Source organism: Pseudarthrobacter sp. CC12 (assembly GCF_039907755.1).
In the GTDB taxonomy this organism is placed as follows: Bacteria; Actinomycetota; Actinomycetes; order Actinomycetales; family Micrococcaceae; genus Arthrobacter; species Arthrobacter niigatensis.
Genome location: NZ_JARDJH010000051.1, coordinates 16,734 through 28,921, shown reverse-complemented (window position 1 = coordinate 28,921; position 12,188 = coordinate 16,734). Strand labels below are relative to the sequence as shown.

Here is a 12,188-nt window from a genome sequence, read left to right as displayed (position 1 = left end):
GCTCCTGCGCCGTCCGCGGGTGCGGTCACGCCGGGAGGGCGCTACAGCGTGGCAATCGTGCAGTCCGCCGCATCCTCCACCACCCGCTCCAGGTCACCGGTGCGGTGCAACACCTCCAACTGCCGCACCGCACCGGTACCGTCCGCCAGCAGCCCGTCCAACAGGTCCTCCACCCGGTGCAGGTCGCCCATGTCCTCCAGCGCCCCGCGGACATGGTGCAGCAGCGAGTTCACGACGGCGAGCGCGGACGCCGGGCGGTGCGTTAGGGGATCGAGCAGCTCACCCCGGAGGCCCCACCGGCTTGCCTTCCAGCCGGCCAGCCTGAGCAGCGCCGACGGGACGGCCACAGGTTCGATCCCTTCCCGCCACTCCCTGGCCGCGGTTTCCACCAGTCCGCGGGCAATTCCCGCCAGCAGCACGGTGTTCTCCGGGCGAAGGCAGACGTCGGCCACGCGGATTTCCACTGTGGGGTAGTGCCGGGACAAGCGGGCGTCGAAGTACACCATGCCCTCGTCCATGGCGACGCCGGTGCTCACCATGTCATGCACCAGCTGGTGGTAGGCGTCCGGGGAGCCCAGGAGTTCCAGCGGCCCGGCGGACGGCCAGCGGTTCCACACCTGCGAGCGGTAGCTGGCGTAGCCGGAGTCCTCGCCGTGCCAGAACGGCGAATTGGCGCTCAGCGCGACGAGCACCGGCAGCCAGTTGCGCATGCGGTCCAGCACGGCCACGGCCTCCTCCTGCGACTCGACCGAGACGTGGATGTGGCAGCCGCAGGTGAGCTGTTCCCTGGCGGTCAGCCCGTACTCCTCCATCATCGCGCGGAACCGCCGGAGCTGGACGGGATGGGGATCGGCAGGCAGCGGCGAGGTTCCCAGTGCCGCCACCCTGACGCCCACGTCCTCCGCCGCCTGGCGGGCGATGGCCCGGCCGGCCACGACGTCCTGCCCGAGCCGTGCCAGGGTGGCATGCGGGGGGCTCACCACCTCGATCATTTCCTGCTGGAACTCCGCTGTCAGGACGGGTCCGGACGCCGCCTCCAGCGGGCGGACGTAGAGGTCCAGGAGGGCCCCGCCAGGGGTACGGCTTCCCCTGTTCCTGGGTCCACCAGGAGCAGCTCCTCCTCGATGCCGAACGTCCGGCTGCCTGCACCCGCCCCGCCGGTGCCCTCATTGCCATAGGTGTCCATCGCCGTCGTCCCCTGTCCCCTGCGCCGTTGCAGGATCCTTCCAGCAGTGGGCGCACCCATCAGCACCCTGTCTCCAGGCGCCGTTGGAAGGGAACATTATGATAAGCACCCTTATCAATAGGTGGGAAGAGCTGCCACTGCCCGGGCCCGCAGGGTTAGGGGATGCAAACCTTCATGGCGCCCCGGCGCGCATGGTGCTTTACTGCCAACATGTCCGAAACCCTCAAGCTCAGCCACAACGAACCCCATGACAGCAGCGTGGCCGCGCGCCTGAACTGGCTGCGCGCCGGCGTTCTTGGTGCCAACGACGGCATCGTCTCCGTCGCGGCTACCGTGGTGGGCGTCGCGGGAGTGACCAACGACCTCGCGCCCATCCTGGTGGCAGGTACCGCCGCCGTAGTAGGTGGAGCGGTATCCATGGCACTGGGCGAATACGTCTCCGTGAGCAGCCAAAGTGACAGCCAGCGCGCGCTGATCGAAAAGGAACGCCAGGAGCTCCGGGACGATCCCGAGGGCGAACTGGACGAACTGGCCCATATCTACCAGGCCAAGGGACTCAGCGAAGCCACCGCCAGGACCGTCGCCGAGGAACTGACCGCCAAGGACGCACTGAAGGCGCACCTTTCGGCCGAACTGAACATCGACGAAGAAGAAGTGGTCAGCCCCTGGCACGCCGCGTTCGCTTCCGCCATCGCCTTCACCGTCGGCGCCATCCTGCCCATGCTGGCCATCATCTTCCCGCCGGAAGCGGCCCGCATCCCGGTAACTTTCGTTGCCGTCATCCTGGCGCTGGCCCTGACCGGCACCATCAGCGCCAAAATCGGCGGAAGCTCCAAGCGCAAGGCAACCATCCGGCTGGTGGTGGGCGGCGCGTTGGCCATGGCCTTCACGTTCGCGGTGGGAAGCCTGCTGGGCACCACCGGCATCGCGTAGCAGCCTCCCGCCCAGCCCGCCAACTACCGCCCAGGAGCGTCCACGTGCTCGAAATTGCCGGCCTTCCCGCCCACATCCTGCTGATTCACGGCGTGGTGGTCCTCGCCCCGCTGGCCGGGGTCCTGGCGGTGGTGTTCGCGCTCCTTCGTCGCAGCAGGCGCTACCTGGCATGGCCGCTGGGCATCCTGGCGCTGCTGATGGTTCCGTTGACGGTGGTTACCGCGGAGGCCGGGGAGCAGCTGGAGAAGGCCCGGCCGGCGTCACAACTCATCCAGGACCACGCCCACCAGGGAAGCTTCCTCCGCTATGTTGCGGCGCTGTTCCTGGTGGTGGCAGCAGTGCAGATCGCCGCCGCATTCCCCTCGCTCCTTGGCCGCCTGCCCGCCTTCCGCGGCCTGGCCACACTCCTCGAATCCCGCTGGGTCCTTCCTGCCACGTCCGTCCTGGGCGTCCTGGCGGGCCTGTTCCTGGTGTACCAGAGCATCGCCACCGGCCATTCGGGAGCAGCGTCAGTCTGGGCCGCGACCCGCTAGCGGAGCCAGCGCGGCGAACCGGCCCTTTTCGGGGACCGGGACATCCTTTCCGGGCGCCCGAAAACCCCTTCACATCGCCATGCTCCGCGCGTAGGGTGGGGCTCACAACTGCCGGTCCCGGGGCCGGCGGCGGGCTCATACAGTCGGGCTTCTGGAGCATGCCGGAGGGACCACAGGTGGGAAAGAAACCGTTCCGAAACCACAGTATGCGGCACTTCGCAGCGCTGGCCGCAGGGATTCTGGCCCTGCCGGCGCTGGCTTCCTGCTCCGCGGAAGTCTCCCGCGGTTTCCTCCCCGGAGCCCGTGACACCACCAACAACACCCAGCTGATCACGGACCTGTGGGTCAACTCCTGGATCGCCGCGCTGGTGGTTGGCGTCATCACTTGGGGGCTGATGATCTGGGTGATCGTGGCGTACCGGCGCCGGAAGAACACCGTGGGGTTCCCGCCGCAGCTGAGCTACAACCTCCCCCTCGAAGTCTTCTACCTGGCCATTCCGCTGATTGTCATCGGCGTCCTGTTCGTCTTTACGGACCGGGAACAGCGTGCCATCGATGCGCGCTACCCCAACCCGGACGTGGTGATCGATGTCTTCGGCAAGCAGTGGTCCTGGGACTTCAACTACGTCAAGGAGCAGGTCCACGAGGACGCCGGACAGCAGGCCCACCTTAACGGGTCCTACGGCGCACCGGACAGGCTGCCCACGCTCTACCTCCCCGTGGGGAAGACAGTGGAACTGCACCTCCAGTCCCGCGACGTCCAGCATTCGTTCTGGGTGGTGGACTTCCTGCAAAAGCGCGACCTCTACCCGGGCCACGAACAGTACAACCCGTACATCAGCATCACCCCCAACCGCACCGGCGAGTACATGGGCAAGTGCGCCGAGCTCTGCGGCGAGTACCACTCCGAGATGCTTTTCAAAGTCAGGGTGGTGACCCAGCAGGAGTACGACAGCCACATCGCCGACCTGAAGGCGAAGGGCAACACCGGCAACCTGGGCGCCGACTATGACAGGGTCCCGCAATCGGCCCCTGCGCCGCAGCCAGCGGAAGCGACAGAGTAGTGAGGGCATGGATATGACCACCACAGGCCAACGAATGGGCGGCGCTCCGGGCGCCGGAGTCCTGCCGGCACCCGTGGTACCCAAGTCCAAGGGGCGCCTCGTGGTCAACTGGATCACCTCCACGGACCACAAGACCATCGGGTACATGTACCTGATTTCGTCCTTCGTGTTTTTCTGCGCAGGCGGGGTGATGGCGCTGCTGATCCGCGCCGAACTCTTCGAGCCCGGCATGCAGATCCTGCAAACCAAGGAACAGTACAACCAGCTGTTCACCATGCACGGCACCATCATGCTGCTGATGTTCGCCACCCCGCTGTTCGCCGGGTTCGCCAACGTGATCATGCCGCTGCAGATCGGCGCCCCGGATGTGGCGTTCCCGCGCCTGAACGCGCTGGCCTTTTGGTTCTTCCTGTTCGGCTCCACCATCGCCGTGTCCGGCTTCATCACCCCGCAGGGCGCGGCATCCTTTGGCTGGTTCGCTTACGCGCCCCTGTCCAACACCACATTTACGCCGGGCATCGGCGGTGACCTCTGGGTCTTTGGCCTGGCGCTGTCCGGCTTCGGCACCATCCTGGGCTCGGTCAACTTCATTACCACCATCATCTGCATGCGCGCTCCCGGGCTCACCATGTGGCGGATGCCCATCTTCACGTGGAACACGCTGGTGACGGGCATCCTGGTGCTCATGGCGTTCCCGCCGCTGGCTGCGGCACTGTTCGCCCTGGGCGCGGACCGGAAGTTCGGTGCCCACATTTTCGATCCCGCCAACGGCGGCGCCATCCTGTGGCAGCACCTGTTCTGGTTCTTCGGCCACCCCGAGGTGTACATCATCGCGCTGCCGTTCTTCGGCATCGTCTCGGAGATCTTCCCGGTGTTCAGCCGCAAACCCCTGTTCGGCTACAAGGGCATCGTGTACGCCACCATTGCCATCGCAGCCCTCTCGGTCACCGTGTGGGCCCACCACATGTACGTCACCGGGGCGATTTTCCTGCCGTTCTTCGCCTTCATGACCATGCTCATCGCGGTGCCCACCGGCGTGAAGTTCTTCAACTGGATCGGCACCATGTGGGGCGGATCGCTGACCTTCGAAACTCCCATGCTGTGGAGCATGGGCTTCCTTGCCACGTTCCTGTTTGGCGGCCTAACCGGAATCATCCTGGCTTCACCGCCCATGGACTTCCATGTCTCGGACACCTACTTCGTGGTGGCGCACTTCCACTACGTGGTCTTCGGCACCGTGGTATTTGCCATGTTCGCCGGCTTCTATTTCTGGTGGCCCAAATTCACCGGCAAGATGCTCAACGAGCGGCTCGGCAAGATCCACTTCTGGATGCTGTTCGTGGGCTTCCATGCCACGTTCCTGATCCAGCACTGGCTGGGCGTCCTGGGCATGCCGCGCCGGTATGCGGACTACATGCCGGAGGACAACTTCACCTTCATGAACCAGTTCTCCACCGTCGGGTCCTACCTGCTGGGCGCATCCCTGATCCCGTTCTTCTGGAACGTCTACATCACGTCGCGTTCCGCGAAGAAGGTCACCGTTGACGATCCCTGGGGCTTCGGGGCTTCGCTGGAATGGGCCACCTCCTGCCCGCCGCCGCGGCACAACTTCACTTCGCTGCCGCGCATCCGGTCCGAGCGTCCCGCCCTTGACCTGCACCATCCCGAGCTGAGTATCCGGCTCCATCCTTCGGAGGACGCGCCGGCGGAAAGCGTCCTGGGGGCCGCGGATATCGGGGAGCAGGACGTCCGCGACCCCAACCCGGACAAGTAACCCGGCCTGGCTCCCGGCGCACCCCGCACTTTCCGAGTCGCTCACCCGCGTCCCGGTAATTACGTCACGCCATAGTTTCGTAATTGATGTGAATCTCGTCACTTAAAGCGGTTTTCGGCTTGGAGCTTAGGTTTGCCTACCCTACAGTTTTCAGACATAGGCAACATTAGTGTTGCGCAATAGGACCCCGGTTCAAGCAGACTTTTTTCCCCACCGAAAGCAGCCTCAATGAAGATCCGCAACAGCGCGCTGGCAGGCATCGCACTCGCCGCCACCGCAGCTCTCGGCCTGACCGCCTGCGGCGGCGGCACCCCCGCAGGCAACGGCTCCTCCGCCTCCGGCGGCCCAGCCTCCGGCGAAATCACCGTCTACAACGCCCAGCACGAAAGCCTCACCCAGGAATGGGTTGACGCCTTCACTGCGGAAACCGGCATCAAGGTGACCCTCCGCCAGGGCGATGACACGGAAATGTCCAACCAGATCATCCAGGAAGGCCAGGCCTCCCCCGCTGACGTGTTCCTGACCGAGAACTCCCCCGCCATGACGCAGGTTGAGAACGCCGGCCTGTTCGCGGATGTCAACAAGGACACCCTGGACCAGGTCCCCGCCGAGTTCTCTCCGTCCACCGGGAAGTGGACGGGCATTGCGGCCCGCTCCACCGTGCTGGTGTACAACAAGACCAAGCTCACCGAGGACCAGTTGCCCAAGTCCATGCTGGACCTGGCCAAGCCGGAGTGGAAGGGCCGCTGGGCTGCCTCGCCCACCGGCGCCGACTTCCAGGCGATCGTCTCGGCCCTGCTGGAACTCAAGGGCGACTCCGCTACGGAGGACTGGCTGAAGGCCATGAAGGACAACTCCAAGGCCTACAAGGGCAACAGCACGGCCATGAAGGCTGTCAACGCCGGTGAAGTGGATGCGGCCCTCATCTACCACTACTACTACTACGGCGACCAGGCCAAGACCGGCGAGAACTCCAACAACGTCACGCCGTACTACTTCAAGAACCAGGACCCGGGTGCGTTCCTGTCCGTGTCCGGCGGCGGCGTGCTCAGGTCCTCCAAGAATGCTGCCGCTGCGCAGGCGTTCCTGAAGTTCATCACGGGCAAGAAGGGGCAGGAAGTCCTGAAGAACGGTACGTCCTTCGAGTACGCCATCGGCTCCGACGTGCCCGCCAACGACAAGCTGGTTCCCATCAAGGACCTGCAGGCCCCCAAGGTTGACGCCGCAAAGCTCAACTCGCAGAAGGTCAGCGATCTGATGACGCAGGCCGGACTACTCTAATTCCGTGACCTCCGATCTATCGGCTCCGCCAAGGGCGGGCGCGACGACGGCGGGCAGGGGCAGCAGCCCCCGCCCGCCTTTGGGCGTTTCCGCGGTATCTGTCCTGGCGGTGCTGATCGCCCTCTTCTCCCTCGTCCCGCTGGGGTACGTGGTCTACATGACGGTGGCAACCGGGTGGGATACCGCCGTCGGCCTCATCCTGCGGCCCCGCGTGGGCGAACTGCTCATGAACACGCTGCTCCTCATGGCCGCCACCATCCCGCTGTGCCTGCTGCTTGGCGTGGCGGGGGCGTGGCTGGTGGAACGGACCAACCTCCGCGGCCGCCGGATCTGGGCGGTCCTGCTGGCCGCGCCGCTGGCCGTCCCGGCGTTCGTGAACAGCTACGCGTGGGTATCGGCCATCCCGTCGCTGGGCGGCCTGGGCTCGGGGATCCTGATCTCCACCCTGTCCTACTTCCCGCTGGTGTACATCCCGGCGGCCGCCACCCTCAGCCGGTTGGACCCGGCCATTGAACAGTCCGCGGCCGCGCTGGGGCTGGGCGCCTGGCGGGCCTTCTTCCGGGTGGTGCTCCCCCAGCTGCGGATCGCCCTGACGGGCGGCGCGCTGCTGGTGGGACTGCACCTGCTCGCCGAATACGGCGCATTCGCCATGATCCGCTTTGACACCTTCACCACCGCGATCATGACCCAGTACCGGTCCACGTTCAACGGGGCCGCCGGGAACATGCTGGCAAGCGTCCTGGTGTTCTTCTGCCTGCTCCTGCTGCTGGCGGAGGTCCGCAGCCGTGGCACCGCCCGGTACGCCAGGATCGGCTCGGGAGTGCAGGCCAGGGCGCTGCGTCTCCCGTTGCACGCCTACCAGGTCCCGGGCCAGGTCTTCCTGCTGGCGCTGACGGCGCTGGCGTTCGGCCTCCCCCTGTATTACGTGCTCAAGTGGATTGTGGCCGGCGGCGCCGAGGTGTGGACCGCCACCGAATTCCTTCCCGCGCTTTTTGCCACCTTCGGGTACGGGCTCGCCGGTGCCGCGGCCACCATCGTGGTCGCGTTCCCCATGGCATACCTGGCGGTCCGGAAGCCCGGCTGGTTCAGCAAGTCACTGGAACTGTCCAACTACGTCACCAGCTCCATGCCCGGCATCGTGGTGGCCCTGGCCTTCGTCACCGTCAGCATCCGCCTTGTGCCCGGGATCTACCAAACGGCCGGCGTGCTGGTGGCAGCCTACGTGCTCCTGTTCCTCCCACGTGCCCTGGTGAACCTTCGGGCCGGACTGGCGCAGGCCCCCAAGGAACTCGATGAGGCAGCCCAGGCGCTGGGCAAGCCCCCGCTGCTTGCGTTCATCCGCGTCACCCTGCGGCTCACGGCCCCGGCCGCGGCCGGCGGCGCGGCCCTGGTGTTCCTGGCCATTGCCAACGAACTCACGGCCACCTTGCTCCTCTCCCCGAACGGCACCAAGACACTGGCCACCGAGTTCTGGAGCAAGAGCAGCGAGATCGATTACGCCGGCGCGGCGCCCTATGCCCTGCTGATGATCCTGCTTTCCGCGCCCATGACCTATCTCCTCTTCCAACAGTCCAAGAAAGTAGCCGGACAGTGACAGCACCATCAACCCGCAGGCTGCCCGAGCCGCGGGTGGCACCTTCGGTGGCAGCCACCACCAACAGCCACCTGCAGATCACGGACGTCACCAAGAACTTCGGATCCCAGGCGGTCCTCAGGGGCGTCAACCTGTCTGTGGCCAAGGGCGGGACCACCGCGATCGTGGGTCCATCCGGTTCGGGCAAGACCACCCTCCTGCGCCTGATCGCCGGGTTCGAGCACCCGGACACCGGCACCATCTCGCTCAACGGCACCACCGTGGCCGGCGACGGCGCGTGGCTTCCGGCGCATAAGCGGCAGATCGGGTATGTGGCGCAGGATGGCGCCCTCTTCCCGCACCTGAACGTTGGACAGAACATAGCCTTCGGCCTGAATCCTGCCAGGCTCGAGGGCGGACGCCGCGCCGTGAACGCCCGCGTGGCGGAGCTGCTGGAAATGGTGTCCCTGGACCCCTCCATGGCCAAGCGCCGGCCACACCAGCTTTCCGGTGGACAGCAGCAGCGCGTTGCCCTGGCCCGGGCCCTTGCGCGCGAACCTGAGCTGATGCTCCTGGACGAGCCGTTCTCAGCCTTGGACGCCGGCCTGCGCGTGGCCACGCGCCGCGCCGTGGCCACGGTCCTGGCCGAGGCCGGCGTCACCACCATCCTGGTCACCCATGACCAGGCCGAGGCATTGTCCTTCGCGGATCAGGTGGCCGTGATGCGCGGCGGCAAGCTGGCACAGATCGGCAATCCCTTCGTGGTGTACACCCGGCCCGCGGACCGGGCCACCGCCGAGTTCCTGGGCGACGCCGTCATCCTGGACGCCTGGTTGGAAGGGACCCTGGCCACCTGCTCACTGGGCGGGATCCCGGTGCGCAGGCCTCCGGCTCAGGGCCACGTTCAGCTGATGCTGCGGCCGGAACAGATCCGCATTGCCGAGGACGGTCCCATCCGCGGCGTGGTGGTGGACACCGACTACTTTGGCCCCGAAACCACCGTGCGGCTGAAGCTCAATGTGCCCAAGGAAGTGGCCGAGCACGCCGACCACCGCTACCCGGGCGGCGGCGAAGTGATCACCATCCGGCACTGGAACGCCTCGATTGCCCGCCCCGGAATGGAGCTCTGCCTGCGGGTTGTGGGCGAGGCCGTGGCATTCCCGATGGAGGACTAGCCCCTCCAGCCACACAAGACACAGAAAAAACACCGGGCCGAAACACTCCGGCAACCTGTCCACGGCAAGCTGAGCTTACGGGGATTCAACAGCAGGAGGCAGCCCAATGGAGGCACAAGGAATACGCACCGCCCAGCTCCGCATCGGCGACCAGATCGAGGCGTGGCACCGGGGCAGGCTCTTCCACAAAGGCCGGGTGACCGACGTCGTCCCTGCCCTCGAACTCTTCTGGATCCTGGACGCCCGGACCGGCGCGCGCAAGCTGCTGGACCCCGAGGCCCTGGAGATCCGCCACGTTGAACCGGCACCGGCCGTTCCACCCACCCAGGCGAAGCCGCTCGCGACGGCCTGAGCACGGGGTCCGGCCGTTCCGGCCGGACGGCCCCTGGACCCCCGGGCTAAGTGCGCTGCTGGTAGACGTCCGGGACGCCGTCGTTGTCAGAGTCCACTTTTTCGAGCTCTTCGGCCAGCCGGTACTGGCGGTTGCGGGTGCGCAGCACGGCGGTGGCCAGCAGCGCGGCGATCAGTGACGCAGCCAGGATTCCCACCTTGGCGTGGTCATCGTGCAGGCTGCCGTGCCCAAAGCTCAGCTCTGCCACCAGCAGCGAGACGGTGAAACCGATCCCCGCCAGCAGGGCCACACCGAACACATCGATCCACTTGAACGAGCTGTCCAGGCTTGCCCGGGTGGCCTTGGTCAGGATCCACGTGGTGGCCAGGATGCCGATCGGCTTGCCCAGGACCAGTCCCAGGATGATGCCCAGGGCCACGGGGTCTGCCAGGGCTGACCCCAGGCCAGCCCAGCCGCCAACGGCCACGCCCGCGGAAAAGAACGCAAAAATGGGGACGGCAACGCCGGCGGAAATGGGCCGGAACCGGTGCTCGAAGATTTCCGCGAGCCCTGGGCCGGCCTCGGGCCCGCCGGACGCCTGCGAGCGGATCACGGGGATCGCGAAGCCCAGGAGCACGCCGGCCACGGTGGCGTGGATGCCGGACGCGTGCACCAGGGCCCAGGTGGCGGCACCCAGTGGCAGCAGGATCAGCCAGGCGGCGGCCGCATGGCGGCCGAAGAAACGACGGTATGCGTGCGCGAGGAAGGCATAGATGGCCAGCGGGATGAGCGCCAGCAGCAGCGGGGCCACCTGGATGTCGCTGGAGTAGAAGAACGCGATGATGGTGATGGCGATCAGGTCGTCCACCACGGCCAGAGTGAGCAGGAAGATCCGCAGGGCGCTGGGCAGATGTGAGCCGATGATCGCCAGCACGGCAACGGCGAACGCAATGTCCGTGGCTGTGGGGATGGCCCAGCCGCGGAGCGTGCCAGGGCTGGAAAAATTGACGACGGCGTAAATCACCGCCGGGACGGCCACCCCTCCCACGGCGGCCGCCACGGGCACGATCGACTTGTTGAGCTGGCGCAGGTCACCGGCCACGAATTCCCGCTTGAGTTCCAGGCCCACCAGGAAGAAGAAGATGGCCAGCAGGCCGTCCGCCGCCCAGGCCCCCAGGCTGAGGTCAAGGTGCCACGGTTCGTAGCCCACCTTGAAGTCGCGGAGGGCAAAGTAGCTCTCCGACGCCGGCGAGTTGGCCCAGATCAGCGCGATGACGGCGGCTGCGACCAGGAGGGCCCCGCCCACGGTCTCCTTGCGGAGGATCTCGCCGATCCGCAGCGCCTCGGAGTAACTGCCGCGGGAAAAGACGGTGGAACCGGGAAAGGTGTTCCGGCGCGGGGTGGGCGGCGTGGAGTTCATGGGGCGTCCTTAAATCCGGGTTCGACAAATCCATGCCGACCAGACTTCCCGGCGCACCTGCTCCAATCCTACGGGCAACAGGCTTCAGCCCGCGCGGCGGCCCCCGGCGGAGTCCGGACGGCCATGCAGGTCGATGGCCCGCACGGCCCGGTCCAGATAGGTCCGTGCTTCCGGTGAATTGGCCAGCTGCACCAGCTCCGCAGCCACCGCCACGAGTTTGACGTTCCGGTGGCTGCTGGTGGTCACCAGCAGTTGGAAGGCGTCATCAGAGCCAATCTTGAGCTGGCCCATGAGGATCCCCCGCGCCTGGTCAATTACGGTGCGGGTTGCCGTAGCGCCGGCCACGGCCTCGCGGGCGGTTTGTTCGGTTTCACGCTGCAGCGTCCGGCTCAGATCCACCATCACGCCCTCGAGTGCCGTGACTGCACCGTCCGGGCCGAGGATAGCCTCGCCTGCTGTCAGCACCCGCCGGGTCCTGCCCTGGGCATCGACCAGCCGGTGGTACAGGCAGAAGAAGCCGCCGGTGTTGCAGACCTGCGCCACGATCTCCTCGCACCGGTCGCGGTCATCGGGATGCTTGTGGGCGAAGACCAGCTCCATGGTGGGGACAACTTCGCCGCGGCGGTATCCGTGCAGCCGGTAGGTACCGTCGGACCAGTGGAAGGTTGGACCTGCCGGCTCGATGTCCACCCTGAAGGTTCCAGCATCGCTTTCGCTGTCCCCGAGGGCACTCGAGTATGTGTACAGGCCGCTGAGCTCCGTCACAGGTCCACCTCCCGGCGTACGCCGGCCCCCAGCGGGCCGGTTCTGTCCTCGCTCTTTCCAGTATGGCCGCCCCGGCGGAGGGAAGGTAGTGCGGGAGGCCCTATGGACGTCCTCCGGAAAATGCCCTAGCACACTTGACCACCATACCCCCAG

12 protein-coding genes are annotated in these 12,188 nt (G+C 66.5%); 8 read left to right on the top strand and 4 right to left on the bottom strand.

Annotated features, from left to right (window positions below; translation table 11 throughout):
• Positions 1-41: 41 nt before the first annotated feature.
• Complete coding sequence (locus PV772_RS21540; RefSeq protein WP_347887508.1) at positions 42-980, bottom strand: glutamate--cysteine ligase; 939 nt, start codon at positions 978-980, stop codon at positions 42-44.
• A 32-nt stretch (positions 981-1,012) separates the two neighbouring features.
• Positions 1,013-1,246 (bottom strand): hypothetical protein, encoded by a 234-nt coding sequence (locus tag PV772_RS21535; RefSeq protein WP_347887507.1) that lies wholly within the window; start codon positions 1,244-1,246, stop codon positions 1,013-1,015.
• 150 nt (positions 1,247-1,396) lie between these two features.
• Here PV772_RS21535 and PV772_RS21530 point away from each other — a divergent pair, with 150 nt between their 5' ends.
• The 8 genes from PV772_RS21530 to PV772_RS21495 all read left to right on the top strand — a co-directional run bounded on the left by PV772_RS21530 (position 1,397) and on the right by PV772_RS21495 (position 9,871).
• Positions 1,397-2,119: a VIT family protein gene (locus PV772_RS21530; RefSeq protein WP_141159495.1), complete on the top strand. Its 723-nt coding sequence runs from the start codon at positions 1,397-1,399 to the stop codon at positions 2,117-2,119.
• A 44-nt stretch (positions 2,120-2,163) separates the two neighbouring features.
• On the top strand, positions 2,164-2,652 hold the full coding sequence (locus PV772_RS21525) for a hypothetical protein (RefSeq protein WP_141159494.1): 489 nt from the start codon (positions 2,164-2,166) through the stop codon (positions 2,650-2,652).
• 206 nt (positions 2,653-2,858) lie between these two features.
• Complete coding sequence (locus tag PV772_RS21520; RefSeq protein WP_141159493.1) at positions 2,859-3,716, top strand: cytochrome c oxidase subunit II; 858 nt, start codon at positions 2,859-2,861, stop codon at positions 3,714-3,716.
• A gap of 13 nt (positions 3,717-3,729) precedes the next feature.
• A complete protein-coding gene (gene ctaD, locus PV772_RS21515) occupies positions 3,730-5,490 on the top strand; it encodes a cytochrome c oxidase subunit I (protein ID WP_347887506.1) in 1,761 nt (586 codons plus the stop codon).
• Positions 5,491-5,718: 228 nt separating this feature from the next.
• Positions 5,719-6,771: an iron ABC transporter substrate-binding protein gene (locus PV772_RS21510; protein WP_347887505.1), complete on the top strand. Its 1,053-nt coding sequence runs from the start codon at positions 5,719-5,721 to the stop codon at positions 6,769-6,771.
• Positions 6,772-6,775: 4 nt separating this feature from the next.
• Positions 6,776-8,365 carry an iron ABC transporter permease gene (locus PV772_RS21505; RefSeq protein WP_210418872.1) on the top strand — a complete coding sequence of 530 codons (1,590 nt, stop codon included), beginning with the start codon at positions 6,776-6,778 and terminating at the stop codon, positions 8,363-8,365.
• Entirely contained in the window at positions 8,362-9,519 is a 1,158-nt protein-coding gene (locus PV772_RS21500; protein ID WP_347887504.1) for an ABC transporter ATP-binding protein, read from the top strand. The genes PV772_RS21505 and PV772_RS21500 overlap by 4 nt, the downstream gene beginning before the upstream one ends.
• Positions 9,520-9,625: 106 nt before the next feature.
• Positions 9,626-9,871, top strand: a complete 246-nt coding sequence (locus tag PV772_RS21495; RefSeq protein ID WP_141182350.1) for a hypothetical protein — start codon at positions 9,626-9,628, stop codon at positions 9,869-9,871.
• 46 nt (positions 9,872-9,917) lie between these two features.
• Here PV772_RS21495 and nhaA read toward each other — a convergent pair whose 3' ends face one another.
• Together nhaA and PV772_RS21485 are read right to left on the bottom strand one after the other, a co-directional pair.
• Positions 9,918-11,270 (bottom strand): Na+/H+ antiporter NhaA, encoded by a 1,353-nt coding sequence (gene nhaA / locus PV772_RS21490; RefSeq protein ID WP_347887503.1) that lies wholly within the window; start codon positions 11,268-11,270, stop codon positions 9,918-9,920.
• 84 nt (positions 11,271-11,354) lie between these two features.
• Positions 11,355-12,035 carry a PAS and ANTAR domain-containing protein gene (locus tag PV772_RS21485; RefSeq protein ID WP_307359490.1) on the bottom strand — a complete coding sequence of 227 codons (681 nt, stop codon included), beginning with the start codon at positions 12,033-12,035 and terminating at the stop codon, positions 11,355-11,357.
• Positions 12,036-12,188 lie beyond the last annotated feature (153 nt).